This is a genomic window from Indioceanicola profundi, from assembly GCF_003568845.1.
GTDB lineage: Bacteria > Pseudomonadota > Alphaproteobacteria > Azospirillales > Azospirillaceae > Indioceanicola > Indioceanicola profundi.
Window position 1 is genome coordinate 1,957,646 of sequence record NZ_CP030126.1, and the last position, 25,245, is coordinate 1,982,890.

General features: G+C 68.2%; 24 protein-coding genes. 19 read left to right on the forward strand and 5 right to left on the reverse strand.

All coding sequences use genetic code 11. The features are described from left to right. Positions 1–13 precede the first annotated feature (13 nt). The 3 genes from gluQRS (at position 14) to DOL89_RS09350 (ending at position 2,342) form a co-directional block, all read left to right on the forward strand. Complete coding sequence (gene gluQRS, locus DOL89_RS09340) at positions 14–859, forward strand: tRNA glutamyl-Q(34) synthetase GluQRS (RefSeq protein WP_119680345.1); 846 nt, start codon at positions 14–16, stop codon at positions 857–859. A gap of 105 nt (positions 860–964) precedes the next feature. Next, positions 965–1,456, forward strand: coding sequence for a hypothetical protein (locus DOL89_RS09345; RefSeq protein WP_119678900.1), 492 nt, complete (start codon positions 965–967; stop codon positions 1,454–1,456). Positions 1,457–1,589: 133 nt separating this feature from the next. Further along, positions 1,590–2,342: an amino acid ABC transporter substrate-binding protein gene (locus DOL89_RS09350; protein ID WP_162937421.1), complete on the forward strand. Its 753-nt coding sequence runs from the start codon at positions 1,590–1,592 to the stop codon at positions 2,340–2,342. A gap of 30 nt (positions 2,343–2,372) precedes the next feature. Here the strand turns inward: DOL89_RS09350 and DOL89_RS09355 are convergent, their stop codons facing one another. Continuing rightward, entirely contained in the window at positions 2,373–3,218 is an 846-nt protein-coding gene (locus DOL89_RS09355; protein ID WP_119678902.1) for a DUF4743 domain-containing protein, read from the reverse strand. A gap of 128 nt (positions 3,219–3,346) precedes the next feature. Here DOL89_RS09355 and DOL89_RS09360 point away from each other — a divergent pair, with 128 nt between their 5' ends. The 6 genes from DOL89_RS09360 to DOL89_RS09385 all read left to right on the forward strand — a co-directional run bounded on the left by DOL89_RS09360 (position 3,347) and on the right by DOL89_RS09385 (position 8,640). Further along, entirely contained in the window at positions 3,347–3,547 is a 201-nt protein-coding gene (locus tag DOL89_RS09360) for a twin transmembrane helix small protein (protein ID WP_119678903.1), read from the forward strand. A 5-nt stretch (positions 3,548–3,552) separates the two neighbouring features. After that, on the forward strand, positions 3,553–4,134 hold the full coding sequence (locus DOL89_RS09365; RefSeq protein WP_119678904.1) for a cob(I)yrinic acid a,c-diamide adenosyltransferase: 582 nt from the start codon (positions 3,553–3,555) through the stop codon (positions 4,132–4,134). 359 nt (positions 4,135–4,493) lie between these two features. Next, complete coding sequence (locus DOL89_RS09370; RefSeq protein WP_119678905.1) at positions 4,494–5,243, forward strand: electron transfer flavoprotein subunit beta/FixA family protein; 750 nt, start codon at positions 4,494–4,496, stop codon at positions 5,241–5,243. 20 nt (positions 5,244–5,263) lie between these two features. Continuing rightward, positions 5,264–6,208, forward strand: coding sequence for an electron transfer flavoprotein subunit alpha/FixB family protein (locus DOL89_RS09375; RefSeq protein ID WP_119678906.1), 945 nt, complete (start codon positions 5,264–5,266; stop codon positions 6,206–6,208). A 210-nt stretch (positions 6,209–6,418) separates the two neighbouring features. Next, the gene (locus DOL89_RS09380) at positions 6,419–7,294 is read left to right on the forward strand and encodes a 3-hydroxybutyryl-CoA dehydrogenase (RefSeq protein ID WP_119678907.1); all 876 of its coding nucleotides are present in this window, start codon (positions 6,419–6,421) and stop codon (positions 7,292–7,294) included. Between the two features lie 191 nt (positions 7,295–7,485). Beyond that, a complete protein-coding gene (locus DOL89_RS09385; RefSeq protein WP_205574554.1) occupies positions 7,486–8,640 on the forward strand; it encodes an ABC transporter substrate-binding protein in 1,155 nt (384 codons plus the stop codon). Positions 8,641–8,710: 70 nt separating this feature from the next. Here DOL89_RS09385 and DOL89_RS09390 read toward each other — a convergent pair whose 3' ends face one another. Further along, complete coding sequence (locus DOL89_RS09390; protein ID WP_225889748.1) at positions 8,711–9,283, reverse strand: TlpA family protein disulfide reductase; 573 nt, start codon at positions 9,281–9,283, stop codon at positions 8,711–8,713. Between the two features lie 66 nt (positions 9,284–9,349). Here DOL89_RS09390 and argH point away from each other — a divergent pair, with 66 nt between their 5' ends. From argH to DOL89_RS09410, 4 genes are all read left to right on the forward strand, one after another. Then, on the forward strand, positions 9,350–10,771 hold the full coding sequence (argH, locus tag DOL89_RS09395) for an argininosuccinate lyase (RefSeq protein ID WP_119678910.1): 1,422 nt from the start codon (positions 9,350–9,352) through the stop codon (positions 10,769–10,771). 140 nt (positions 10,772–10,911) lie between these two features. Further along, positions 10,912–11,256 (forward strand): hypothetical protein, encoded by a 345-nt coding sequence (locus tag DOL89_RS09400; RefSeq protein WP_119678911.1) that lies wholly within the window; start codon positions 10,912–10,914, stop codon positions 11,254–11,256. Positions 11,257–11,269: 13 nt separating this feature from the next. Beyond that, positions 11,270–12,586: a diaminopimelate decarboxylase gene (gene lysA / locus DOL89_RS09405; protein WP_119678912.1), complete on the forward strand. Its 1,317-nt coding sequence runs from the start codon at positions 11,270–11,272 to the stop codon at positions 12,584–12,586. A 94-nt stretch (positions 12,587–12,680) separates the two neighbouring features. Next, on the forward strand, positions 12,681–15,341 hold the full coding sequence (locus DOL89_RS09410; protein WP_119678913.1) for a TIGR02302 family protein: 2,661 nt from the start codon (positions 12,681–12,683) through the stop codon (positions 15,339–15,341). 92 nt (positions 15,342–15,433) lie between these two features. Here the strand turns inward: DOL89_RS09410 and DOL89_RS25515 are convergent, their stop codons facing one another. Beyond that, positions 15,434–16,198, reverse strand: coding sequence for an MJ0042-type zinc finger domain-containing protein (locus tag DOL89_RS25515; protein WP_119678914.1), 765 nt, complete (start codon positions 16,196–16,198; stop codon positions 15,434–15,436). A gap of 213 nt (positions 16,199–16,411) precedes the next feature. Here DOL89_RS25515 and DOL89_RS09420 point away from each other — a divergent pair, with 213 nt between their 5' ends. Both DOL89_RS09420 and DOL89_RS09425 read left to right on the forward strand, forming a co-directional pair. Continuing rightward, entirely contained in the window at positions 16,412–17,296 is an 885-nt protein-coding gene (locus DOL89_RS09420) for a cell division protein FtsX (RefSeq protein WP_119678915.1), read from the forward strand. Then, entirely contained in the window at positions 17,296–18,003 is a 708-nt protein-coding gene (locus DOL89_RS09425; RefSeq protein ID WP_119678916.1) for a YdcF family protein, read from the forward strand. The genes DOL89_RS09420 and DOL89_RS09425 overlap by 1 nt, the downstream gene beginning before the upstream one ends. 7 nt (positions 18,004–18,010) lie before the next feature. On the opposite strand, the gene DOL89_RS09430 is transcribed toward DOL89_RS09425, so the two are convergent. After that, positions 18,011–18,271 (reverse strand): hypothetical protein, encoded by a 261-nt coding sequence (locus DOL89_RS09430; RefSeq protein WP_225889749.1) that lies wholly within the window; start codon positions 18,269–18,271, stop codon positions 18,011–18,013. Between the two features lie 124 nt (positions 18,272–18,395). Between DOL89_RS09430 and DOL89_RS09435 the strand changes: the two genes are divergently transcribed. The 3 genes from DOL89_RS09435 to DOL89_RS09445 all read left to right on the forward strand — a co-directional run bounded on the left by DOL89_RS09435 (position 18,396) and on the right by DOL89_RS09445 (position 23,178). Beyond that, positions 18,396–19,184 (forward strand): lysophospholipid acyltransferase family protein, encoded by a 789-nt coding sequence (locus DOL89_RS09435; protein ID WP_225889750.1) that lies wholly within the window; start codon positions 18,396–18,398, stop codon positions 19,182–19,184. A gap of 133 nt (positions 19,185–19,317) precedes the next feature. Beyond that, a complete protein-coding gene (locus DOL89_RS09440; protein ID WP_119678917.1) occupies positions 19,318–22,800 on the forward strand; it encodes an LAGLIDADG family homing endonuclease in 3,483 nt (1,160 codons plus the stop codon). A gap of 63 nt (positions 22,801–22,863) precedes the next feature. Then, positions 22,864–23,178 (forward strand): YgaP-like transmembrane domain, encoded by a 315-nt coding sequence (locus DOL89_RS09445; RefSeq protein ID WP_205574555.1) that lies wholly within the window; start codon positions 22,864–22,866, stop codon positions 23,176–23,178. Between the two features lie 46 nt (positions 23,179–23,224). Here the strand turns inward: DOL89_RS09445 and DOL89_RS09450 are convergent, their stop codons facing one another. Beyond that, positions 23,225–23,833: a gamma-glutamylcyclotransferase gene (locus DOL89_RS09450; protein WP_205574556.1), complete on the reverse strand. Its 609-nt coding sequence runs from the start codon at positions 23,831–23,833 to the stop codon at positions 23,225–23,227. 252 nt (positions 23,834–24,085) lie between these two features. Between DOL89_RS09450 and DOL89_RS09455 the strand changes: the two genes are divergently transcribed. Further along, complete coding sequence (locus DOL89_RS09455) at positions 24,086–25,123, forward strand: DUF2125 domain-containing protein (RefSeq protein ID WP_119678918.1); 1,038 nt, start codon at positions 24,086–24,088, stop codon at positions 25,121–25,123. Positions 25,124–25,245: the final 122 nt, after the last annotated feature.

The window sequence follows — 25,245 nt, forward strand, 5'->3', positions numbered from 1 at the left end:
CTATGCCATCCCGATGCACACCGTAACCCGTTTTGCTCCCAGCCCCACCGGCCTGCTGCATCTGGGCCACGCGCATTCCGCCCTGTTCGGCTTCCAGGCCGCACAACAGGCCGGCGGCGTCTTCCTGCTGCGGATCGAGGACATAGACCCCAACCGCTGCCGGGCGGAGCACATGCAGGGCATCTTCGAGGATCTGGCCTGGCTCGGCCTATCCTGGCCGGTTCCCGTTCGGCGGCAGTCGGAACATCTGGCCGACTATGCCGCAGCCCTCGACCGTCTGCATGCGCTGGGCGTGGTCTATCCCTGCTTCTGCTCCCGCAAGGAAATCCAGGAGGAGATCGCGCGCGCCGGCTACGCGCCCCACGGACCCGAGGGACCGCTCTATCCCGGCACATGCCGCCATCTTCCGGCGGCGGAAGCGGCGGCCCGCGTGGCGGCCGGCGCCCCGCATGCGATGCGGCTGGATGTGGCGAAGGCCATGGCGCGGACCGGTCCGCTGCGCTGGTACGACCGCGCTGCTGGGTGGCAGCAGGCAGCGCCGGAGACGCTGGGCGACGTCGTGCTGGCCCGGCGCGACGCCCCCACCAGCTATCATCTGGCCGTGACGGTGGACGATGCCATCCAGGGCGTCACTCTCGTCACCAGGGGGGAGGATCTGTTCCACGCAACCCATGTGCACCGGCTGCTCCAGGCCCTGCTGAGCCTGCCCGTACCGGAATGGCACCATCACGGGCTGCTGACCAACGAGGCCGGGCAACGCCTGTCCAAGCGCGATGGCGCCAGGGCCCTGCGCGCCCTGCGGGAGGAGGGAGTGCCGCCTGCCCAGGTGCGCGCCATGGCCGGTTTCCCCGATCCCTGACACCCCTCCGCGCCTGCGCTTTCCCCGACACGCCCCGCGAAGGATCGAACGAATGTGAATATTTTAAGGGGCGGGGAGTACTACGGCTGTGGTATCAACAGAACCATGCCCGCCAACTCCATGTTCGACCATTATCGGCGCCTCGCCCAGGACACCACGATCGACGGCACCACCCTGCTGTCGACCGATTACTTCAACCATTTCAATGAAGTGATCATGCTGATGTCCATGCTCGGCGACATGCCGGAGATGCTGGAGGACATCCGCGCCTGGCAGCCGAAGAGCTATAAGCAGCACTTCGAGCAGTCGGGGCTGGCCTTCGCGCCGCTGGCGATCGAGGCATTCGACCATGTGCCGGAGCATTTCCGCTCCGCATTCGATGCCGTGATTGCGGAATTGGATGAGACCATCATCGAATCCATCGACGCGCTGAGCGCGATGGAGGGCGAGCCGGAGATGTTCGCCGCCACTGCCCGGACGTACTGGCGCCGTCTCCAGCTTCTGGTGGATCAGGGCAGTGCGGTCGTGCACGGCTCCATCGCCGGTTCCAGACCCGAAGCCACCCTGGATCAGAGCGCAATTGACGACCTCTTCTGACGTTGTCACAGCCCTGGGGCTCCTTCCGCCTTGCCGGACGGAACTGCATCGCATTGTATGCAAATTGTCCGCTCGCCCCTTTCGCTGGCGGACACCGGTTCCGATCCACCCAGGTCAAGCGCTGTAGTCCCCCATGCGTCGCGTCTTACGCTCCCTCGCCCTTGTCCTAGGTCTGATGGCTGCTCGGGCCGAAGCGGCGGAAGCCCCGGTGTTCATCGCCTTGAACCTGCCGTCCCTGTTCGGGACCAATGGCGAAGGCCCCTATGCGCAGGTGCACACCCGCATTTCAGAACTGGCGGGCATCGAACCGCAGACGATGCTGCTGCCGCCGGCGCGCGCAGTGGCGGAGTTCGAGGCGGGTCGGGGTCTCTGCCTGTTCCCCACCTCCGGCTCCGCCTCCAAGCTCGAGCGGGCGGTGGTCGGCAGCGCCCCCATCAACTGGTTCCAGCTCCACATCGTCGCCCCGCCCTACCAGCCGCTCCCCCGGCGGGAGGAGTTGCCCGGCCTGCTCGTCGGCGCGATCCTCGGCATCGAGCATGCCTACAGGTCCGTCCTGGACATGCCCGGCATGAATGTCGAGTTCAGCCGCGATGAACGCACGAACCTGCTGAAACTGATGGGCGGGCGACTGGATGCCGTGCTCGCCATATTTCCGGACGCCAGGGTGGCCGCGGAGGAGCTCGGGATCGAGTTGAACTATGACCCGCTGCAGCCGCTGATCGTCCGCGACGATGCCTATGTCTGCGCCGACACGGAAGAAGGGCGGGCGATGGCGGTCCGGCTGTCGGGGCTGATCGAGCAGATGCGCGCGAGCGGTGAGCTGGCCACCCTGCTGGGCAGCAGCTTCATGCCGCCCCCCGCCCCCGCCCAACCCGGCACGCACTGAGCTTTCAGCCGCTCCGGGGCTGCGACCGGGTCAGCGCCGCAGCCCTTTGCACAGGGCCATGTATTCCGGATGGTCCGGCGTCAGGAACCCGTGGCGGATCAGGAAATCGATCACCACCAGATTGACGTTGAACTTCCAATCGTCCGTCCGCTCGACGCTCTCGGCGACCTTGGAGACCGGCCACAGCTCGAACCGCTCCACCTCCCCGTCGGTATTGCGGGGTTCGAACGTCTCGTCCAGTTCCAGATCGTAGCAGAACAGCGAGTCGTCCTTGAGCCCGGCCTCCGTTCCCATCAGGTATGAGACGATGCCGACGGGCACGGCGCGGCGGACCAGTTCAGGCGGCAGGCTGGCCTCCTCCGCCCCCTCCTTCTCCAGATTTTCAGCCAGACTCAGCCCGGCGGGCTGACCACCCGCGACAAGGTTGTCGTACTGGCCGGGAGCTACCCCGCGGTCCATGGCCCGCTTTCCCACCCAGAGATGGAGGCCATCCTCCTTACGGACATAGCCGTTCACATGCAGCCCAAAGCACTTCAGCCCGAAGCAGGGCATGGCGGCCCGGTCCATGGCCATCAGCGGCTCCGTCCCCCATTGGGACAGGACCGGATAATCCTCCCCGCGGAGCGGCGGCACTTCCCCCTCCTCCACCAGCCTGTCGAGTGCGGACCGCACCGCCGCCGTCCGTTCTGCCGGGCCGGCAAGGCTTTCCGACACGGCGATACCGTCATAGCGGATGGTAAAGGGGTCCCCGAAGCCGGCGAGCCGGCGGCAGAGATCCTCACGGACCATTCCCACCCGCTGCCCGGCCACGAAGAAGGGCCGGTAATGCGAGAGGTCGTGGGTGTTGCAGGCGGTGATATGGCGCAGGAAGCTCATGGGACCCGGATGCTAGTGCGTCGGAGTTCCGACGACAACAGGCCCGGTGGAACTATGTCCAACCGTATCGCTGGCGGCATGTTGACGCCGGCTATGGCACGTCCGCGCATCCGCGCTATATAGGTGCCATGAACGGATTCCTCTTCACCCTACTGATCCTGACCATGCTGGCGGTGCTCGGCGTTCTCGGGATGGGTCTGGTCGCCATGGCGCGTGGCGGCGAATTCAACGCCAAATACGGCAACCGGCTGATGTGGTGGCGCGTCCGCCTCCAGATCGCGGCCATCGTGCTGTTCGTGCTGACGATCTTCACCGCGACGGGGAGCTGAGCCCCATGGTCCGGCTGACGCGTATCTACACCCGAGGCGGCGACAAGGGGGAGACGTCGCTGGGCGACGGCACCCGCGTGCCCAAGGGCGATCTACGCGTCGCCAGCTACGGCACGGTGGACGAAGCGAACGCCATCATCGGCATCGCCCGGCTGCACACGACCGGTCAGTCCGGCGATCTCGCACGTGCCGACGAGATGCTGGGCCGCATCCAGAACGATCTGTTCGACCTCGGCGCCGACCTCTGCACGCCGGAGCAGGAGAACCCGCCCTATCCTCCCCTGCGCATCGTGGATGCGCAGGTGGACCGGCTGGAGCAGGAGATCGATTCGCTGAATGCGGACCTCCAGCCCCTCAATTCCTTTATCCTGCCCGGCGGCAGCCCCGCGGCGGCCCAGCTCCATCTGGCGCGCACCGTGGTGCGCCGTGCCGAACGGCTGATGGCGGAGCTTGCTATCCGTGAGACGGTGGGCGGCCCGGCCCTTCGCTATGTGAACCGGCTGTCCGACCACCTGTTCGTCCTGGCCCGCTGGGTCAATGGCCGTGGGGCCGGCGACGTGCTGTGGGTTCCGGGGAAGAACCGCTGACCGGCTCCGTCCGGAATCCGCTCTTATCACAATGCCGTAGGCTGACCGCGCCCCTTGCGCTCCGGTACCGGCCGCGATAGCTTACCATTACGTAAACGGAAACCTGAACCGCTGCGGTCTGGCGGCGCAGACTCCGTTTTTCGTAAGGCCGGTTGCCAATGGCGGGCTGCTATCTGCTTGTTCTTCGAACGGGCGGAACGGATAGCCTGACGGTCCATTGACAGTGTTTGCAGTGCAACCTACCTTGCGCCGGCGGAATTGCGGGGCTGGCCGGTGCGGGAATTTGGTCCAGTCAGCCTCGCCAGAACCATAGGCCGGCAAACCGCTGCCATAACAGGCCTGCTGCCAGGGGATCGCCAATGAAGATACTGGTCGCCGTGAAACGGGTCGTTGACTACAACGTCAAGATCCGTGTGAAGCCGGACAATACCGGCGTCGAGCTCGCGAACGTGAAGATGTCGATGAACCCGTTCGACGAGATCGCGGTCGAGGAGGCCGTTCGCCTGAAGGAGGGCGGCAAGGCCACGGAGATCGTCGTCGTCTCCATCGGCCCCACGGCGGCACAGGAAACCATCCGCACGGCCCTCGCCATGGGCGCGGATCGGGGCATCCTGGTGCAGACCGATGCAGAGGTGCAGCCGCTGGCCGTCGCCAAGGCCCTGAAGGCCGTCGTGGAGAAGGAGCAGCCGCAGCTTGTCATCCTGGGCAAGCAGGCCATCGACGACGACGCCAACCAGACCGGGCAGATGCTGGCGGCCCTGCTGGGCTGGGCCCAGGGCACCTTCGCCTCCAAGGTGGTACCGGCCGAGGGCGCCGTGGCCGTGACCCGTGAGATCGACGGCGGCCTGGAGACGGTGGAGCTGAAGCTGCCGGCCATCGTCACCACCGACCTGCGCCTGAACGAGCCGCGCTACGCGTCCCTGCCCAACATCATGAAGGCGAAGAAGAAGCCGATCGAGACGGTCGAGCCGGCGGCGCTGGGCGTCGACTTCACCCCGCGCCTGAAGACGCTGAAGGTCACCGAACCGCCGAAGCGCCAGGGCGGCGTGAAGGTTCCGGACGTGACCACGCTCGTGGACAAGTTGCGCAACGAAGCGCGCGTCATCTGACCGGCCGAGGGAGAACGGATATGAGCATTCTGGTCGTTGCCGAGCCCTCGACGGGCGAGGTGAAGAAGCCCACCCTGACCACCCTTGGCGCTGCCGCCAGGATCGGCGGGGCTGTGCATGTGCTGGTCGCCGGCCAGGGCGTCGCCGACGCCGCCGCTGCCGCGGCGAAGGCCGCCGGCGTTGAGAAGGCGCTGGCCGCCGACGGCGCGGAGTACGTCAACGGGCTGGCGGAGAATCTGGCCCCGCTGGTCGCCAAGGCGGTCCAGGAGGGCGGCTACACCCATGTGCTGTTCCCGGCCACCACCTTCGGCAAGAACGTGGCCCCCCGCGTCGCGGCCCTGCTGGACGTGCAGCAGATCTCCGAGATTTCCGGGGTGGAGAGCGCGGATACCTTCACCCGCCCGATCTATGCCGGCAACGCCATCGCCACCGTGCAGTCCATCGACCCGGTGAAGGTGATCACCGTGCGCGGCACCGCCTTCGAGGCGGCGGCTGCCGAGGGCGGCTCCGGCACGGTCCAGGCGATCGGCACGACCGGCGATGCCGGCCTGTCCAGCTTCGTGGGCCAGGAGCTGACCAAGTCCGAGCGTCCGGAGCTGACCTCCGCCCGTGTCGTCGTCTCCGGCGGCCGCGGCATGCAGTCGGGTGAGAATTTCCACCTGCTGGACAGCCTGGCCGACAAGCTGAACGCGGCCGTCGGCGCCTCGCGCGCAGCGGTGGATGCCGGCTTCGTGCCGAACGACTATCAGGTCGGTCAGACCGGCAAGATCGTCGCGCCGGAACTGTACATCGCCGTCGGCATCTCAGGCGCCATCCAGCACCTGGCCGGCATGAAGGACAGCAAGGTAATCGTCGCCATCAACAAGGACGAGGAAGCGCCGATCTTCCAGGTCGCCGATTACGGTCTCGTCGGCGATCTGTTCAAGATCGTCCCGGAACTCACCGAGGCGCTGTCCAAGGGCTGATCCGGAAGGACTGAGGACAGGCTGCGGTCTTTCCTCGTTCTTTCGCACCATGGGGGGCGGCGGCCATTGCGGTGCGCCGCCCTTCGTTTATTCTCATCACCAGGAATTCAACGACACGGAACCGCCCGGCGCCGGTTGCTGCATTGCAAAACGACAGGCGCGAATCAGGGTGGCATGCTGTAGCGGCAGGAACGGATAAGGCGTCGAACAATGGACATCAGGACGATCGGGATCATCGGGGCGGGGCAGATGGGCAGCGGCATCGCCCAGGTCTGCGCCACAGCGGGCTACAGCGTGAAGCTGTCCGACATCAATGCGGAGCAGCTCAACGCCGCCGTCGCGGGCATCACCCGCAACCTCGACCGTCAGGTCTCCAAGGGCAAGTGCGAACCGGCCGACCGCGATGCCGCCTTGTCCCGGATCGCCACCGGCACCAGCCTGGACATCCATGCCGACTGCGATCTGGTGATCGAGGCCGCGACGGAGAGCGAGGAGCTGAAGCGCGCCATCTTCAAGCAGCTCGTCCCCCACCTGCGCCCCGATGCGATGGTGGCCACCAACACCTCGTCCATCTCCATCACCCGTCTGGCGGCTTCCACCGACCGGCCGGAAAAGTTCATCGGCATGCACTTCATGAATCCGGTGCCGGTGATGCAGCTTGTGGAGATCATCCGCGGCATCGCCACGGACGAATCGACCTTCCTCAGCATCCGCGACCTCACCGCCAAGCTGGGCAAGACTGCCGCCATTGCGGAGGATTTCCCGGCCTTCATCGTCAACCGCATCCTGCTGCCCATGATCAACGAGGCGGTCTACACCCTGTATGAGGGCGTCGGCGGGGTGGAGGCCATCGACACGGCCATGAAACTGGGCGCCAACCACCCGATGGGGCCGCTGGAGCTGGCCGACTTCATCGGCCTCGACACCTGCCTGTCCATCATGCAGGTGCTCTATGAGGGGCTGGCCGACAGCAAGTACCGCCCCTGCCCGCTGCTGGTGAAATATGTCGAGGCCGGGTGGCTGGGCCGCAAGGTCGGCCGCGGCTTCTACGATTATTCCGGCGACATGCCCCGCCCGACGCGCTGAGGCCGCCAGAGCCGCTGCATCCAAGGCCCGCCGCATGTCGGCGGGCCTTTTTCATGCGCAACGGATGGTTTCTCAGATTAACCATTCCGGAACAACCGGAAGTAAACGCTGCTTTTACCACCATTGCGCAATCCTTTCCCCGACACGCGCTAGAAGGCCGTGTGCTCCAAAGAATGGGGGAGAGAATGCGCATGAAGATGGGACTGGCGGCCATCGCCGCTGCTGCGCTGATCGGACTGGGCGCATCGCCCGCGCGGGCGGAACCCGGCGTCGCGGAAAAGGAGATCGTGCTGGGACAGGTCGCGGCGCTGGCCGGACCGGCCTCCGCCCTTGGCAACGGAATGCGCACAGGCCTGCTGGCCGCCTTCGGGGAGGCGAATGCGGCCGGCGGCATCCATGGCCGCACCATCAATCTGGTATCCCGGGACGACAGCTACGAGCCGGAGGACAGCGCTGCCCAGACCCGCCGCATGGCTGAAGAGGCCGGCATCTTCGCCCTGATCGGCCCCGTCGGCACCCCCACCTCCAAGGCGGCGCAGCCCATCGCCCAGGAAGCCGGCATTCCCTTCATCGGCCCCTTTACCGGCGCCGGCTTCCTCCGCGATCCGGCGCTGAGCAACGTGATCAACGTCCGCGCCTCCTACGACCAGGAGACGGAGGAGTGGATCAAGCATCTGGTCGAGGATCTCGGGATCAAGTCCATCGCCATCCTGCACCAGGATGACAGCTTCGGGCAGGCCGGCCTGTCCGGCGTCCAGAAGGCGATGGACAAGCGGGGCATGAGCCTGACAGCCGCCGCCACATATCCCCGCAACACCACGGATGTGAAGCCGGCCGTGGACGCCATCGTCGCCGCGAAGCCCGAGGCGGTGGTGATGGTGGGCGCATACGCACCCGTGGCGGCCTTCATCGGGCAGGCGAAGAAGGCCGGGCTGAACGCCCTGTTCCTGAACATCTCCTTCGTCGGCAGCGAGGCGCTGGCCGACACCCTCGGCCCTATCGGAGAGGGCGTGGTGATCACGCAGGTGGTGCCCTTCCCCTGGGATTCCAGCGTGCCGGTGGTGCGCGATTACCAAGCGGCCCTGAAGACCCATGCGGGCGGCGAGCGGCCCGGCTTCGTCTCCCTGGAAGGCTACCTCGTCGGCCGCCTGTTCCTCTCCGCTCTGGAAAAGGCCGGCCCCTCCCCCACGCGGGAAGCGCTGATGAAGGCCATGCAGGGTACGCACGACCTCGGCGGCTTCGCCCTGACGTTCGGCCCCGGTGACAACCAGGGCTCCGACCGCGTCTATTTCACCGTCCTGAACGCGGACGGCAGCTTCCTGCCGGTCACGAAGCTGGTTCGCTGACCGGTCCGCCGGCCCGCAACGCGAAGGCCCGCCGAATCCCGGCGGGCCTTCTTCATTGGTCTCGTCGGCCTCAGCCTTCCTGCATGAAATGTCTGATGAAGGCCTTGGCCTCGTCGCCGTCCCAGATGGCTTCGCCGCTCAGCCGCCCGATCTCACGGCCCTGCGCATCAATCAGCAGGCTGACCGGCAGGCCGGGCGGCTTGATCGCCTTCATGGCCGTCATGGCGGGATCGAGATACATGGTCAGGTGCTGCAGGTCCGTCTCCATGAAGAACGGCTCCACCTGACCTTGCCCGCCGCGGTCAAGCGAAAGCGCCACCACCTCGAAATCCTCTCCGCCCAGCTCGGCCTGGAGATTGTCGAGGGACGGCATCTCCTTGACGCAGGGCGGGCACCAGGTGGCCCAGAGGTTCAGCAACACGACCTTGCCCCGGAAGTCGGAGAGCTTCAGGGCCTTGCCATCCGGCCCGGTGAAGGCCAGATCAGGCACTTCCGGCCGGCCCGCCGCATAGACGAAGGGACGTTTCTCCCCACTGAATGCGGGCGGTTCGGCAGCCTGGACAGGAGCGGAGTCCGCCGCGATGACGTGGCCTGCCAGCACCCCTGCAAGCACGATGGTTGCGAGCCGCCGCAAAATCGCCATTCTTGCCCTCATTCCTCGGTCCGCCGGGGCGGTTCCGCCCCTGCCCTTAGCTCGGTCAGCCAGCCCATGAATTCAAGCGCAAAGAACGCCGCACCCGGCCAAGCCCCTCAGTCGAATGAGCTCTGGGGCGGCCGCTTCGCCCGCGGCCCGGCGGAGATCATGGAGAAGATCAACGCCTCCATCGGCTTCGACCGGAAGCTCTGGGCGCAGGACATCGCCGGGTCCAAGGCGCATGCCGCCATGCTGGCGGTACAGGGCATCATAACAGAGGCCGACCGCGACGCCATCCTGTCCGGCCTGGATCAGGTGGCAGCCGAAATCGCCGAGGGCCGGTTCCAGTTCTCCACCGCGCTGGAGGACATCCACATGAATGTGGAGGCCCGGCTGAAGGAGCTGATCGGGGAGCCGGCGGGCCGCCTGCACACGGCACGTTCGCGCAACGACCAGGTGGCGACCGATTTCCGCCTCTGGGTGCGCGATGCGCTGGACCGGCTGGAGGCCGGGCTGAAGGAGCTTCAGGCCGCCCTGATCGACCGGGCTGAGGAATATGCCGGAACGGTGATGCCGGGCTTCACCCATCTTCAGGTGGCCCAGCCGGTGACCTTCGGCCACCATCTGCTGGCCTATGTGGAGATGTTCGGGCGCGACCGCGGCCGGGCCCGCGATGCCCGCGCCCGCATGAACGAGTCGCCGCTGGGCAGCGCGGCCCTAGCCGGCACGCCCTACCCCATCGACCGGAATATGACGGCGTCCGCCCTCGGCTTCGACCGGCCCACGGCCAACTCGCTGGACGGCGTCTCCGACCGGGACTTCGCGCTGGACTACCTCTCCACCGCCAGCATCTGCGCCATGCATCTCTCCCGCCTGGCGGAGGAGATCGTGCTGTGGTGCACGCCGCAGTTCCGCTTCATCCGCCTGTCCGACGCCTTCACCACCGGCAGCTCCATCATGCCGCAGAAGAAGAACCCGGACGCGGCGGAGCTGGTGCGCGGCAAGGCCGGCCGGGTGATCGGGGCGCTGAACAGCCTGCTGATCATGATGAAGGGCCTACCGCTGACCTATTCCAAGGACATGCAGGAGGACAAGGAGCCGGTGTTCGAGGCGGAGGAGACCATGGCGCTGGTGCTGGCCGCCATGACCGGCATGATCCGCGATCTCACCGCCGACGAGGCCGGAATGCGCAAGGCGGTGGAGCTGGGCTTCCCCACCGCGACCGATCTGGCCGACTGGCTTGTCCGCAATCTCGGCATTCCCTTCCGCGAGGCGCACCACATCACCGGCCGCGTGGTGAAGCTAGCGGAGGGCAAGGGCTGCGGCCTCTCCGACCTGTCCCTGGCCGACATGCAGGGCGTGGAACAGCGCATCACCCAGGATGTCTTCGCCGTGCTGAGCGTGGAGGCCAGCGTCGCCAGCCGGACCAGCTCCGGCGGCACCGCCCCTGAGAATGTCAGAGCCGCGGTGAAGGCCGCGCGGGAGAGGTTCCTGTGATGCTGCCGACCCGACTTCGCTCCGCTTTCATGGGACCGTCACGCCGGCGGAAGCCGGGGCCCCGGAGTCCCGAGGGCGGTGCTTGCGGCCCCTGGGTCCCGGCTTCCGCCGGGATGACGATAAGAGGGCACGGAGCTGGGATGATGCCGATGGCGGCGCGCGCTGCCATAGGCGTCGTGCTGGCTCTCCCCCTTCTCGCCGCCTGCGGCAAGAAGCCGGATTTCCCGACCGTCCAGGGCGGGGCGCCGACGCCGCGGCTCTACCCCGACCCGACGCTCGATCCCGGCTACATCCCGCCGGTTGCGCCGGAGCCGCGGCCGGCCGTCAACGCGCCGTCGCCAGCGACCCTACCGCAAGCCGCGCCGGAGGATGTGCCCGACACGGACGAAGTCCCCCGTCCCGTCGATCCGTCGCAACAGAATCCCGGCGAGCCGGCAGGGCCGACCATTCCGCCCGGCATCGCCTCTCCCACCACAGGCCAGTGAGCCATCCGGGATCATGACCCAGCCTACCCTGCCCAAGACCGCCACCTTCCCCAGCGGCGCCTTCCAGTACCGCGGCGGCGCGCTGCATGTGGAAGACGTGCCGCTGGCCCGCATCGCCGCATCCGTCGGAACGCCGGCCTATGTCTATTCAACCGCCGAGCTGGCGGCGAACTGGCACGCCTATGCCGATGCCTTTGCCGATGCCCCGGTGGACATCTGCTACGCGCTGAAGGCCAATTCCAACCTTGCCGTCATCCGCACCCTGGCCGGCTTCGGCGCCGGGGCGGACGTGGTCTCATCCGGCGAGCTGGAGCGCGCCATGGCCGCCGGCATTCCGGCCAGCCGCTGCGTCTTCTCCGGCGTGGGCAAGAGCTGGAGCGAGATGGCCTTCGCCCTCAAGGCCGGCATCCACCAGATCAATGTGGAGAGCTTCCCCGAGCTGGAGATGCTGTCCGCGGTGGCGCAGGAGCTGGGGGTGACCGCCCCCATCGCCATCCGCGTCAATCCCGACGTGGATGCCGAGACCCACGGGAAGATCGCCACCGGCCGGAAAGAGGACAAGTTCGGCATCGACTGGGCCCATGCGCGCGAAGCCTTCGCCCGCGCCAAGTCCCTGCCGGGGCTGAACCCGGTGGGCGTCGCCGTCCATATCGGCTCCCAGCTCATCAAGACGTCGCCGTTCGAGAGCGCCTATCGGAAGCTGGCCGGGCTGGTGGTCCAGCTTCGGGAGGATGGGATCGACATCCGCCGCATCGATGTCGGCGGCGGCCTGGGCGTTCCCTACCGGCCGAACGACCATCTCGCGGATCACAAGGCCTATGCCGCCGTGGTCCGGCAGACCCTGGGCCACCTGGACTGCCACATCACGCTGGAGCCGGGCCGGTCGCTCGTGGCGACGGCCGGGCTGCTGCTGTCCACCGTGAACTTCGTCAAGGAAGGGCTGCACCGTCGCTTTCTTGTCCTCGACGCGGCAATGAACGACCTGATCCGCCCCTCGCTTTACGAGGCTTGGCACACTATCCTTACAGTCAAGGAGCCGGATGCAGGCGCCGGGCAGGTTTCCATGGATGTGGTGGGGCCGGTCTGTGAGAGCGGCGACACCTTTGCGAAGGAACGGCAGATGCCGCCGGTCGCCGCAGGCGATCTGGTGGCGCTGATGACGGCGGGCGCCTATGGCGCGGTCATGGCCTCCACCTACAACAGCCGGCCCCTGGTGCCGGAGGTTCTGGTGCAGGGCTCAGACTGGAGCGTGGTGCGTCACCGCCAGGGGATGGCGGAGCTTCTGGCCATGGAGGCCATGCCCCCCTGGCTCGACCCGTCGGCGGGCTGAGGTTGTGCGGATAGCCGCGTGCCCGAAGCCGGACCGGCGGGGTTTATTCTGAGCGGCCCTGGAAAGGGCCGCCCCTCTGGCCGAGGCTGAAGGCATGACGAGCCGCGACGACCTGACCACCTCATCGGCCCCGGAACAGGCGGGGGAGCCGGCGGGCGCCCTGTTCATGGCCCAGTCGGCCCTGGCTTGGGAGCGGCTATGGCCGGCCCTGTGGCCCGCCGCCGGCTTGACCGGCCTGTTCGTGGCCCTGGCCTGGATCGGCATTCCCTCGCTGCTGAACCCATGGGTGCATCTGGTCCTGCTGCTGGCCGTGCTCGGCGGCATCGGCTGGCTGCTCTGGCGCGGGCTGCGGGGCTTCCGCTTCCCCGGCGTGATCGAGGCCCGCCGGCGGATCGAGCGGGACAGCAACCTCCGCCACCGTCCCCTTTCCACCCTGACCGACAGCCTGGGCGGCGGCGCGCGCGACCCCCTCGCCATGGCGCTCTGGCAGGCGGCGCAGGAGCGCGCCCGGCGCCAGGTGGACCGTCTCACCCTCCGTTCGCCCCATCCGAACCTCGCCGCCCGAGATCCCTGGGCACTCCGCGCCGGGGTCGGGCTGCTGCTGGTTGTCGGTGCCACGGTATCCTGGGGCAGCCTGTCGGAGCGTCTGGCAGCGGCCCTGCTGCCCCCCGTCGGCATCGGCGGAATCGTCCAGCCGGCCATGCTGGAAGCCTGGATCACCCCGCCGGACTATACCGGCCTTCCCCCGGTATTCCTGACCCGGCGCGCCGGACCCGCCGTGCCGCAGACGGCCTCGGCGGACGGGGACGCGCCGGCCGAGCCGGCGGCCGTGGCGGTGCCGGAAGGCAGCATCATCCAGGCCCGCGTCACCGGCGGCTATGGTACGCCGGAACTGGCCGCCAACGGCCAGACCGCCCCGTTCGAGCCGGTGGCCGGCGGGTTCCAGTCCAGCCAGGAGATCACCAGCGGGAACCGCATCGCGGTGACCCAGGCGGGGCGGGAGCTGCAATCCTGGAACATCGTGGTGGTGCCTGATCAGGCGCCCGGCATCGCTTTCCGCCAGCCGCCCAGCGCCACGGAGCGTCAGGCCCTGCGGCTGGACTACACCGCCGCCGACGATTACGGGATCGAGAAGGTCACCGCGACAGTCCGGCTGGGCGTGGAGCTACCGGACACGGTGGACCAGAGCCCGCTGAGCCTGCCGCTGCCGCTGCCCGGCCGCTCGCCGAAGGAGGCGAACGCCACCGGCTACCATGATCTGACGCCGCACCCCTGGGCCGGCCTGCCGGTGCTGATCCGGCTGGAGGCGGTGGATGGCCGCGGACAGGTCGGCAGCAGCCCCGACGAGGCCTTCGTCCTGCCCGAACGGCGCTTCACCCACCCGATCGCCCGGCAGTTGATCGAGCAGCGCCGGAATCTGACCCTCGGCGGCGACCGCGCCCGTGAGCCTGTTGCCCGCGCCCTGTCGGAACTGTCGGTGCGCCCCGGCGCCTTCGGGGACAGCTTGGCGGTATTCCTGGGCATGCGCTCCACCATCGCCCGCCTGATGCTGGATCAGCAGCCGGCGGTGATCGGGCAGGTGCAGCAGACCCTGTGGGACATGGCGCTGGCGCTTGAGGATGGCGGGCTGTCGCTGGCTGAGCGCGATCTCCGCGATGCCCAGCAGCGCCTGATGGAGGCGCTGGACAATGAGGCCGGCGACGAGGAGATCGACCAGCTCATGGCCGAACTGGAGCAGGCCATGGAGAACTTCCTGGATGCGCTGGAACAGCAGATGCGCGAGGCCATGCAGAACGGCCAGCAGATGCCGGAAATGCAGCCCCCCTCCGACATGCAGACCATGACGCGGGAGGATCTGGAGCAGATGATGCAGCAGATGCGCGACATGGCGCAGACCGGCTCCCGCGAGGCCGCGCGCGAGATGCTGTCGCAGCTTCAGCAGATGATGGAATCGCTGCAGATGGGCCAGCAGCCCACGCCCCAGCAGGCGCAGCAGAACCAGCAGATGATGGAGATGATGGAGCAGCTCCAGGATCTGGCCCGGCAACAGCAGGAGCTGATGGACGAGACCTTCCGCCAGTCGCAGCAGGGACAGGAAGGGCAGCAAGGCCAGCAGGGGCAGCAGGGACAGCCGCAGCAGGGCCAACAGGGTCAGATGGGGCAACAGGGCCAGATGGGACAGCAGGGTCCGCAGGGTCCCGCCCGCCAGGGCCGTCAGCCGGGCCAGCAGCAAGGTCAGATGCAGGGCCAGGGGCAAGGCCAGGGTCAGGGCAGCGCCATGGCCGAACAGCAGGAAGCCCTGCGCCGCCAGCTCGGTGAGATCATGCGCCAGTTCGGCGAGATGCAGGGTGATATCCCCCGCCCGCTGGGCCGGGCCGAGCGATCCATGAACGAGGCCGGACAGGCGCTTCAGCAGGGCGCTCCCGGTCAGGCCGTGCAGAACCAGTCCCAGGCGCTGGACCAGTTGCAGCAGGGCCTTCAGTCCATGGCGGAGCAGATGGCCCAGCAGATGATGCAGCAGGGCATGCAGGCCGGCACCGGCCGTCCGCAGCAGGGCCGCGCCCAGGGGCGCGATCCGCTGGGCCGCCCCCTGCCCGGCACCGGTCCCTTCAATGCGGAGAATGTGGAGATTCCCGCCGAGGCCGATCTGCAGCGCGCCCGCGAAATCCTGGATGAACTGCGCCGCCGCTCCGGCGAGCAGGACCGTCCGAAGCTGGAGCGGGACTATATCGACCGCTTGCTGGACCGGTTCTGAGAAGGACCTTGCAGGGCGGATGCCGATAGAGCCGCATGAATGCGGCTCATCCCGCCGCTATGCGGGGGAGCCTGGGATGCGGCGGACTGCCCTTAATGCGTTGCGTCGGTAAGCTGGGCGGTCTGCGCCGGCTTGAAGTTCAGTGCGATTTCCTTCGCCTGACTCGCCCCTTCCGGCTGGATCGAGCTGAAGGTGGCGGTCTGCTTGGGCGACAGTCGGCGGGCGGACGGGGTGATGACCCAGCTCTGCACCTGCCGGCCCTCGGGATCGATGGCGGTGGCGACAAGGTCGGGAACCTCGCGAACCTCGTCGGAGACATTGCGGATTTCGCCCGACACGAACAGCATCGGGTTCCCCTCCACCTCCCGGTATTCGGCCGTATAGACCGGCTCAAGACCGGCGCCCACCGGTTCCACCGCCATGCCGGCCAGCTCATAGGCCCGGTTGGCGGCAGGCCAGAGGCCGACGACGGCATCCCGTCCCTGAACCAGCCCGAATCCCACCAGCGCCAGGGAGGCGGCAAGCCCGGCCCAGGGCAGAACCGCCCTCCATCGTGCCGGCTTCTGTTCCCCGTCGACGGAAGCGCCCCTGACCCCGGCAGCCGCCTTCCCCGCGGCAGGAAGCGGCCCTTCATCCTCATCCAGGTATGAATCGAAGCGGCGCGGCGGGATTGCGTCGACGTCCGAACCGTCAGGCCCGGCCGCGAAAGGCTTCACGGCCTCCCCTTCCGGCGGGTCCTGATACCAGACATGGGCGCAGTTGCCGCACTTCACCCTGCGTCCGTTCCCGAGCAGGCCCGCATCGAGCAGGAAGCGTCTGGAACAGGACGGGCAGGAGAGGATCATGGCGCCGGCCATAGCAAAAGGGGTACCGATCTTATACCCACCCACGCCCTGCCAAGGCAAGGCGATGGGGGACTTTCATCGCGCTTTTGGGCGCATGGCTGCAGCCGGTCTGGACGCAGCCATGCCGGTCGTGCGATTTCTAGGGGGTAACCCGACACGGTGAGCGGCACCTGTGCCCCCGGTCGCACCACCCGTCAGCCCACGATCCGACAGCCTGTTTCCATCATGAGCCGACGCGGTCACTACGACATCCCCCTGAAGCGCGACGCCACGGGCCGTTTCCTGCCCTGGATCATTGCCCTGATGGTCTATCTGGCCACCCTGGCGCTGGCCGCCAGCATGGTGCTGTCCGGACTGGCGCAGCGCTGGGACACCGGCCTGTCGGACAGCCTGACCATCCAGGTCAGCCCCCTGCCCGATGCCGCCGCGGGCTCGCTCCAGACCCGCACGGAACAGGTGCAGCGCCTGCTGGAGACCTTGCCCGGCGTGGAGGCCGTGCGCCCGGTCCCGCGGGAGGAGGCGCTTGCCCTGGTGGAGCCATGGCTGGGCGATAGCGCGCTGGTGGCCGAGTTGCCGGTCCCGGCGCTGATCGAGGTGGGGTTGGAGGACGGCGCCGACGTCGCCGGCATCCGGGACCGGGTACAGTCCACATTCCCGGCCGTCAGCGTGGAAGACCCTGGAACATGGCTGGCCGATCTGCGCCGGCTCGCCGGCACTGTGCAATGGGTGGCCGTGCTGGTGGTGGGGCTGATCGGGGCCGTTGCCGTCGCGGCCGTGGTCTTCGCGGCCAGCGCCGGCTTCGCCGTGCACCGGTCGGAGGTCGAGCTTCTGCATGTCCTCGGCGCCAGCGACGGCTATGTGGCCGGCCAGTTCCAACGTCATATGCTGCGGCTGGCGCTGGTGGGCGGCGGCGCCGGCGCGCTGCTCGCCTTGGGCACGCTGGCGGCGATGGACCGGGCGGCGGCGGGGATGCAGGCGGCACTGCTGCCCGACCTGGAGTTGGCCGCTATCCAATGGGCCATGCTGCTGGTCGTACCGGCGGCGGCGGCGCTTCTGGCAGCGGCCACCGCCCGGATCACCGTTCTCCGCGCTCTCGGCCGGTTGCCCTGATGCCCAGCTCCGGCCGCTTCCGCCTTCTGACCAGCCGCGGGCCGTTGAGGCCACTGCTCCTCGGCCTGGCGCTGCTGACCCTCGGCTGGCTGGCCGGTCTGGCCGCCTTCGCCTCCCGGCTGGATCGGGCCCCGGCTGCGCCGGAAGGGCGGCGCACCCAGGCCATCGTCGTGCTGACCGGCGGCAGCGAGCGTCTGGCCGTCGGCTTCGATCTGCTCGCCGCCGACAAGGCGGACAAGCTCTTCATCTCCGGCGTCTACCGCGGCGTGGACGTGCGGGAGCTGCTGCGCATGGGCCGGCAGGTTCCCGCTGAGCTGGAATGCTGCATCGTGCTGGGCCACGACGCGGCGGATACGGAGGGGAATGCGCTGGAGACCGCCCGCTGGATGCGGACGGAGGGGTTCACGTCGCTCCGCCTCGTAACTGCCAATTACCACATGCCGCGCAGCCTTGTGGAGTTCCGACGGGCCCTGCCGGAGGCGGAGATCGTGGCCCATCCCGTGGCTCCGCCCAATGTGCGGCTGGATCACTGGTACTTCTGGCCCGGCACGGCCGAGCTGATCGTCAGCGAATATACGAAGTTCCTGCTCGCCTCGCTCCGGGCCATACTGCTCGGACCGCGGGAGTCGCCGCCGGAGGGAGAGGCGCCCGGACCGGCGGAAACCCCTCCGCCCGGCCCAATGGCCGCCCCCTCCGCCGAGGGCTGACAGGCTGTCAGCCGGTCACGCGCCCGTCCTTGGGTTCGGGCTTGCCGGTGGGCTCGACATTCTCCGCGCCAGCGCGCGTGCCGCCGCGCACATCCGCGCCGCGGGCCTCATCGCCGGGCTTCTGGTGGTTGCCGGTGTGCTGCTGCTCGCGAATGCGCTGCTCCTCCGAGCCGCCGGCCTCCAGGTTGGGCGGCATCTGCTGGGTCGGGTCCTTGGCGTCATTCGCCATGCCCCCGGGGCCGGGCTTCTGTGGGGCCTGGGAAGTCATTCGAAGCTCCTGATCGTCACGGGTCGATGCAGGGTTCAACCGGTCGGCCCCCGGAGCGGTTCCTCGTCTGGACAGGCCGGCCTTCCGGCGGCTATTCAGGACTCCTTGCGACTGCCTGTCGCGCATGACCACACGGCACGGCCTCATGCTGACCCTGCGCTCCATCCTGTTCAATACGGCCTTTTACATCTGGACGACGATCTGCTGCTTCGGGCTGCTGTGGATGCTGCTGCTGCCCCGGCGCGGCATGGTCGAGGTGGTGAAATGGTACATGCGCACGCTCTACTGGCTGGAGCGGACCATCATCGGGCTGCGCTACGAGGTGAAGGGGCTGGAGCATCTGCCGAAGGAGGGCTGCTATCTGGTCGGGGCCAAGCACCAGTCCATGTGGGAGACGATGAAGATCCATCTGATCCTGGGCGACCCGGCCATCATCCTGAAATGGGAACTGCTGTTCATCCCGATCTGGGGCTGGTACGCCGCCAAGGCCCGCATGATCGCCGTGCGCCGAGGCAAGCGCGGCTCCGCCATCGCCTCCATGGTGGCCGGCGCCCGCCGGGTCTGTGAGGAGAGCCGGCCCATCGTGATCTTCCCCCAGGGCACCCGCACCGCCCCCGGCGAGTACCGCCCCTACAAGATCGGCATCGTCGCGCTGTATGAGCAATTGAGCGTGCCAATCGTGCCCATGGCGCTGAATTCCGGGATGTTCTGGGGCCGCCGCACCTTCATCCGCCGCCCCGGCACCATCACGGTGGAGTTCCTGCCGCCCATCCCGCCCGGCCTGCCGCGGGAGGAGGCCATGGCGCGACTGGAGTCCGCGCTGGAGCCCGCCACCGACAGGCTGGTCACGGCGGTCGGAGGACCGGCTACCATCCCCCCGGTCGAGCAGCCGCCCCGGGCCGTCTTGGCCTGACAGGCGCTGCTTTCCAGCGCCGCCCTGGAACGTTCACGGAACCCCGGCTTGATTGCGAGCGTTGCCGTTCTTACTCTCAACATGTTGTGCCGCGGTATCCAGCGCGGACCGAGAGAAGAGCGGAGGCGGCCGAATGGACAGCCTGGCACCCATCTCCCGCCAGATCTGGGAGATGAAGTACCGCTTCACCCAGCCCGACGGCCAGCCCGTGGACCGTACGGTGGAGGAGACATGGGCCCGCGTCGCCACCGCCCTCGCCGCGCCTGAACGGGACCCCGATCTCTGGCGCGACCGGTTCCTGACGGCGCTCCGGGATTTCCGCTTCCTGCCCGCCGGCCGCATCCTTGCCGGCAGCGGCACCGGCCGCAGCGTCACCCTGTTCAACTGCTTCGTCATGGGCACGGTGCCCGACGACATGGGCGGCATCTTCGACCATCTGCGCGAAGCCGCCCTGACCATGCAGCAGGGCGGCGGCATCGGCTACGACTTCTCCACCCTGCGGCCCAAGGGGGCGGCGGTGGCGGGCGTGGGCAGCGACGCCTCCGGCCCGGTCAGCTTCATGGATGTCTGGGACGCCATGTGCCGCACCATCATGAGTGCCGGCAGCCGCCGCGGCGCCATGATGGCCACGCTCCGCTGCGACCACCCCGACATCGAGCTGTTCATCGACGCCAAGCGCGAGCCCGGCCGGCTGCGCATGTTCAACCTGTCCGTCCTGGTCACCGACGCCTTCATGGCGGCGGTGAAGGAGGATCGCGACTGGCCCCTGGTCTTCGGCGGCAGGACCTGCCGCACCGTCCGCGCCCGCGACCTCTGGGACCGCATCATGCGGGCCACCTACGACTACGCCGAACCCGGCGTGATCTTCATCGACCGCATCAACGCGGAAAACAACCTCGCCTATTGCGAGAGCATATCGGCGACCAACCCCTGCATCACGGCGGACAGTTGGGTCATGACCACCGCCGGGCCGCGCCAGGCCGGAGAAGTGGTGGGCACCGGCTTCACGGCGATTGTGGATGGAGCCCCTTACCCGTCCGGCCCTGAGGGGTTTTTCTCCACCGGCGTCAAGCCGGTCTACCGTCTGCGCACACGGGAAGGGCTGGAGCTGCGGGCGACCGCCTGCCACCCCATCCGTCGGATCGCGGCCCGCACCCGCTACCAGCAGGCGGAGGAGTGGACGACCCTGGGCGATCTGAAACCGGGAGACCTGATACGCCTTCATGACCATGGCCCCCTGTCCTGGCAAGGTCCGCTGGGCGAGGGAGAGGGATATCTGATAGGCCTGCTGGTGGGCGACGGCACCCTCAAGCAGGACAAGGCCGTGCTCTCGGTCTGGACGCCGGCAATCGCCGTCAATGGCGGCCTGCCCTCCGGGCCGGAGGCGGTGATGGCTGTGGCGCTGGACTGTGCCAAGCGCCTGCCGCACCGCGCCGACTTCCAGGGCTGGATCGCCGTTCCGGGCCGGAATGAGCATCGTCTGGCCTCGGGAGCCCTGAAGCGGCTGGCCCTTGATCTCGGCCTCCGCCCTGGCGCCAAGGCCATCACCCCCGCCATGGAGCGCAGCTCCTCCGCGTTCCATATCGGCTTCCTCCGCGGCTTGTTCGACGCCGATGGCAGCGTGCAGGGCAGTCAGACCAAAGGCATCAGCGTGCGGCTGAGCCAAAGCGACCTGGACCGCCTGCGCGCGGTGCAGCGCATGCTGCAACGCCTCGGCATCATCTCCACCATTTACGCCGACCGTCGCCCAGCCGGCCGTCGCGTTCTGCCTGACGGCAAGGGCGGGCATCAGGAATATGAGTGCTCGGCCGACCATGAACTGGTGATTGCGCGGGAGAATGTGGCCCGCTTCGCGGACCGCATCGGCTTTGCGGATACGGACAAGGCCTTCCGGCTGAAAACGGCGCTGGCCACCTATAAACGCAAGCTGAACCGGGAGCGTTTCGCCGCCGAAGTGCTGGAGATCCTGCCGGACGGGGAGGAGGAGGTCTTCGACGTCCAGATTCCCGGGGTCAATGCCTTCGATGCCAACGGCCTCATGGTCCATAATTGCGGCGAGCAGCCGCTTCCCCCCTACGGCGCCTGCCTGCTCGGCTCCGTGAACCTCTCCACCCTGGTGCGGGAGCCGTTCACGGCGCAGGCGGCGCTGGACATGGCGGAGCTGGAGCGGGTGACAGCCCTGGCCATCCGCATGATGGACAATGTGGTGGATGCCAGCCGCTTCCCGCTGGTAGCGCAGGCGGCGGAGGCCAGGGCCAAGCGGCGCATTGGTCTGGGTGTCACCGGGCTGGCCAATGCGCTGATCCTGTGCGGGGTCCGTTACGGCAGCGAAATGGCCGTGCGCCTGACCGAGACATGGCTGCGCACCATCCGCGACGTGGTCTATCGCACCAGTGCGGAGCTGGCGGCGGAGAAAGGCCCCTTCCCCCTGTTCGACCGGGACGAGTATCTGTCCCGGCCCATGATCCAGAAACTGCCGCAGGAGGTTCGCGACCTGATCGCCAGGCACGGCATCCGCAACGCCCTGCTGACCAGCATCGCCCCCACCGGCACCATCAGCTTGTTCGCCAACAACATCTCCAGCGGGATCGAGCCGGTCTTCGCCTATGAGTATGAGCGGGCCGTGCTGATGCCGGACGGATCGCGCCGGACGGAGCTGGTGCAGGACTTCGCCTACCGCCTGTACCGGGAGATGTTCGGGGAGGAGACGCCGCTGACCGACGCCTTCGTGGATGCGCAGGGCTTGGCGCCCAGCGCCCATGTGGTGATGCAGGCGGCGGCCCAGAAATACATCGACAGCTCCATCTCCAAGACCATCAACTGCCCGGAGGACCTGCCTTTCGAGGCGTTCAAGGACGTTTATCTCCAGGCCTACGAGCTGGGCTGCAAGGGTTGCACCACCTACCGCCCCAACGCGGTCACCGGCTCCGTCCTGTCGGTGAAGAAGGACACCAAGCCGGAAGCCAGGGCCGAAGCCGCTTCGCCTCCCGCCGCGGCCACGCCGGAGAAGGCGGCCGGCAGCATCGTCTACATGACACAGCCCCTGGCGCGGCCGGAGGCGCTGCCGGGCCAGACCTACAAGGTCCGCTGGCCGGACAGCGACCACGCCCTCTACATCACCGTGAACGACATGATGGAAGGCGGGCGGCGGCGGCCGTTCGAGGTCTTCATCAACTCCAAGAACATGGAGCATTATGCCTGGACCGTGGCGCTGACCCGCATGATCAGCGCCGTGTTCCGCCGCGGCGGCGACGTCTCCTTCGTGGTGGAGGAGCTGAAGGCGGTGTTCGACCCGCGCGGCGGGCACTGGGTCGGCGGGCGCTACGTCCCTTCCCTGCTGGCCGCCATCGGCGAAGTGATCGAACGGCACATGATCGCCATCGGCTTCCTGCCGGGGGCCGGCGATGTAGCTGGACAGGAGGAGGATGCGCGCCGCGCCGCCTTCCTTGGCTCGCCCGCCTCCCCCGCCCAGGCCGCCGCGCCGCCCGCCCAGCAGGGCCGCACCCGCCCGCCGGAAGCCCGTCTGGCCCAGTGCCCCCGTTGCGGACAGGCCACCCTGGTCCGGCAGGAGGGGTGCGATCTCTGCGGCAACTGCGGCTACAGCAAATGCTCCTGACGCCCGCCCGCCGGAACCATTCGGCCCAGGATGCTGTTCGAGCGGGCGGACCAGGAGGAAATGATGAGCGACATGAATGAGATGCTCGAGCCGCTGTTCGGAGGCGAGCCGAATCTCTCGACCACCCAGCGCGGTCTTTACATCGTCGGCGGCCTGGGCTTGGCGGCCGCGGCGGCGACGCCCCGGCCGAACCCGCTGCTGAATGTGCTGGCGCTGGCGGGCGGCGCCTATCTGGCGCTCAGCGGCTATTACGGCCGCTGCCCGGCCAAGGCGGCGCTGATCGACGGCAATGGCGGCGGCAGGCGCTCGATCCCGAACCACAGCGGCGGCGGCGGACGTGATGCGCTGTCGACGCGGGAGATGGACTACGTCTCCTGACCGGCAGCGTGTCCGATGCACGGCCTGGGCGGCATGCCATGTCCGCTCAGGCCGTTACTCTTTTCGCCAGTTGCTCCAGACGGTGGTCGCGGATTCCCAGCTCACGCAGGTGGGCCAGCAGGCCGAGCAGATAATCCACGCTCCTCCCGCTCTGCCCCACGCCCTGCCGCACAAGCTGCTCAAGCTCTTCCGGCGGAAGCCGTCCGCAATATTGCCGATGGGTACGGTCCACCGTGAAGGCCAGGGCCTGTACGGGACCCTGGTCGGTCGCGACCTTCACCATGCGGGGCTTGTAGACGCGGTTGACCATCTCCCGCTCCCACAGATAGTCCAGGGCATCCTCCAGATCCTCCGGCGGAACCCGGTACAGGATGCCCCGGCAGGCCCCGCCCCGGTCCAGGCCCAGCACCGCTCCCGGCACCTCCGGCGTGCCGCGGTGACGCCAGGAATAGACGCAGAAGCCCCGATGCCAGCCATGCAGCATCCCGCCCGTCCTGCGGTCATGGGCGAAGCCCGGATTCCACATCAGGGAGCCGTAGGCGAAGACCCAGAGCGGCATGTCCGGCGGGTGGCCCAGCTCGACCATCGGGGACGGGTCGGGCTTGGTGGCCGGAAGGGCAGCCGACAGGCTGTCGTCGCTGGGTAGGTCGCTCATGCTTCCAGCTTATAACAGCTCTCGATGAAGGCAACTCATCGAGAGCTGTTATCGGCGGCGACTGCCGCCGTGCCGCCCTGCGGCGTAAGCTGAGCCGCGGAGCGGCGCTGGCGTCTGAAGCTCACGGATGGGTCACCATCCGTGAGAACGCGTGTTAAGCCGGTTCGCTGCCGATCTGAAGCCCCACGCCACCTTGATCGCGGCAACGCGCCGTGGCTCACTGCCGTGCATTCCCCTTCCGATCGGTCGATCATGCGCCTGCGCTCCTTGTCTGTCGTCCTGGCCTTCGTGCTGTTGCTGGTCCTGGCCTATACAGCCTGGTGGGCATCGGCGGCCTGGCAACTCCGCGCCGGAATTGATCGCTGGGTGGAGGCGCAGCGCGCCAGCGGCGCCATGGTCAGCTACACCGACCTGTCCATCGGCGGCTTTCCGTTGGAGCTTGCGGTGAACACCCGCGATGCGCTGCTGCGGTTGCCCGACGGAACCGAGGCGAGCGCCGCCGGGATCGCCGCCGCCGCCGATACCTGGAATCCGCTGGATGTGCGGCTGACCGTTATGGAAACTCCCCGGGTCTCGCTGCCCGCCGGGCCGGAATCCGCACTGGTCCTGGCCGCCGAGAGTGCGACCGGGACAGCCGGCCTCGATACTTTCGGACGGGTGCGGCAGGGGACGCTGGCGCTTTCCAGACTGACCATCACGCCGCCCGGCGCCGACATGCCGCTGAACGCCGCGACGGCGGAGCTGGCGACCACCCTGCCCGCCCTTCCGCCGGCCACGCATACCGATCCGCTCGGCACGCTGGGCCTGCAGCTGTCCGGGCTTGTTCTTCCCGATCCAACCGATCCGATTGCCATCGTGCTGGGGCCGGAGATCAAGCGGGCGGCGATTTCGGCGACCATCCTCGGCGACCTGCCGCCGAACCCGCGGGCGGCGGACCTGCGGGCCTGGAGCGAGGATGGCGGCACCGTGGAGATGACGGGACTGGCGCTCGACTGGGGGGAGCTGTCCCTGCGCGGCGACGCCACCCTGGCGCTGGACGGTTCCTTGCAGCCCATTGGCGCCGGAACGTTGCTGGTGGGCGGGACCGATGCCCTGCTCAAGGCGCTGGTGGCCTCCGACCTGCTGGCCCCCCAGCAGGCCGCGCAGCTCCGCCCCTTCATCGAGTTCCTGGCCCAGCCGCGGGAGGATGGCACCCGCCGGGTCAGCCTGCCGGTGACGCTGCAGGATCACCGCCTCAGCCTTGGCCCGATGGCGGTGACTACGGTGCCGCCGCTGGTATGGCCCGAGTAGAGAGCCGGGTGGTTGCACCCCGCCCGTGCGATTGGCCCTGTGCAGCTTCGGGCGGGCGTCTATACTCGCCACGCTTGTGGCCCGGCCGCCCTCGGGCTTTATGAATGGGCGCGCGGTTGTCC

What these genes read in the sequence shown, in the direction of transcription:
- DOL89_RS09440 (WP_119678917.1), top strand. Translation starts at nt 19,318, where the DNA reads ATGGACAGCCTGGCACCCATCTCCCGCCAGATCTGGGAGATGAAGTAC.
- DOL89_RS09370 (WP_119678905.1), top strand. Translation starts at nt 4,494, where the DNA reads ATGAAGATACTGGTCGCCGTGAAACGGGTCGTTGACTACAACGTCAAG.
- DOL89_RS09360 (WP_119678903.1), top strand. Translation starts at nt 3,347, where the DNA reads ATGAACGGATTCCTCTTCACCCTACTGATCCTGACCATGCTGGCGGTG.
- DOL89_RS09420 (WP_119678915.1), top strand. Translation starts at nt 16,412, where the DNA reads ATGAGCCGACGCGGTCACTACGACATCCCCCTGAAGCGCGACGCCACG.
- DOL89_RS09355 (WP_119678902.1), bottom strand. Translation starts at nt 3,218, where the DNA reads ATGAGCTTCCTGCGCCATATCACCGCCTGCAACACCCACGACCTCTCG.
- DOL89_RS09430 (WP_225889749.1), bottom strand. Translation starts at nt 18,271, where the DNA reads ATGACTTCCCAGGCCCCACAGAAGCCCGGCCCCGGGGGCATGGCGAAT.
- DOL89_RS09345 (WP_119678900.1), top strand. Translation starts at nt 965, where the DNA reads ATGCCCGCCAACTCCATGTTCGACCATTATCGGCGCCTCGCCCAGGAC.
- DOL89_RS09350 (WP_162937421.1), top strand. Translation starts at nt 1,590, where the DNA reads ATGCGTCGCGTCTTACGCTCCCTCGCCCTTGTCCTAGGTCTGATGGCT.
- DOL89_RS09425 (WP_119678916.1), top strand. Translation starts at nt 17,296, where the DNA reads ATGCCCAGCTCCGGCCGCTTCCGCCTTCTGACCAGCCGCGGGCCGTTG.
- lysA (WP_119678912.1), top strand. Translation starts at nt 11,270, where the DNA reads ATGACCCAGCCTACCCTGCCCAAGACCGCCACCTTCCCCAGCGGCGCC.
- DOL89_RS09445 (WP_205574555.1), top strand. Translation starts at nt 22,864, where the DNA reads ATGAGCGACATGAATGAGATGCTCGAGCCGCTGTTCGGAGGCGAGCCG.
- argH (WP_119678910.1), top strand. Translation starts at nt 9,350, where the DNA reads ATGAATTCAAGCGCAAAGAACGCCGCACCCGGCCAAGCCCCTCAGTCG.
- DOL89_RS09385 (WP_205574554.1), top strand. Translation starts at nt 7,486, where the DNA reads ATGAAGATGGGACTGGCGGCCATCGCCGCTGCTGCGCTGATCGGACTG.
- DOL89_RS09410 (WP_119678913.1), top strand. Translation starts at nt 12,681, where the DNA reads ATGACGAGCCGCGACGACCTGACCACCTCATCGGCCCCGGAACAGGCG.
- DOL89_RS09380 (WP_119678907.1), top strand. Translation starts at nt 6,419, where the DNA reads ATGGACATCAGGACGATCGGGATCATCGGGGCGGGGCAGATGGGCAGC.
- gluQRS (WP_119680345.1), top strand. Translation starts at nt 14, where the DNA reads ATGCACACCGTAACCCGTTTTGCTCCCAGCCCCACCGGCCTGCTGCAT.
- DOL89_RS25515 (WP_119678914.1), bottom strand. Translation starts at nt 16,198, where the DNA reads ATGGCCGGCGCCATGATCCTCTCCTGCCCGTCCTGTTCCAGACGCTTC.
- DOL89_RS09390 (WP_225889748.1), bottom strand. Translation starts at nt 9,283, where the DNA reads ATGGCGATTTTGCGGCGGCTCGCAACCATCGTGCTTGCAGGGGTGCTG.
- DOL89_RS09435 (WP_225889750.1), top strand. Translation starts at nt 18,396, where the DNA reads ATGACCACACGGCACGGCCTCATGCTGACCCTGCGCTCCATCCTGTTC.
- DOL89_RS09450 (WP_205574556.1), bottom strand. Translation starts at nt 23,833, where the DNA reads ATGAGCGACCTACCCAGCGACGACAGCCTGTCGGCTGCCCTTCCGGCC.
- DOL89_RS09375 (WP_119678906.1), top strand. Translation starts at nt 5,264, where the DNA reads ATGAGCATTCTGGTCGTTGCCGAGCCCTCGACGGGCGAGGTGAAGAAG.
- DOL89_RS09365 (WP_119678904.1), top strand. Translation starts at nt 3,553, where the DNA reads ATGGTCCGGCTGACGCGTATCTACACCCGAGGCGGCGACAAGGGGGAG.
- DOL89_RS09455 (WP_119678918.1), top strand. Translation starts at nt 24,086, where the DNA reads ATGCGCCTGCGCTCCTTGTCTGTCGTCCTGGCCTTCGTGCTGTTGCTG.
- DOL89_RS09400 (WP_119678911.1), top strand. Translation starts at nt 10,912, where the DNA reads ATGATGCCGATGGCGGCGCGCGCTGCCATAGGCGTCGTGCTGGCTCTC.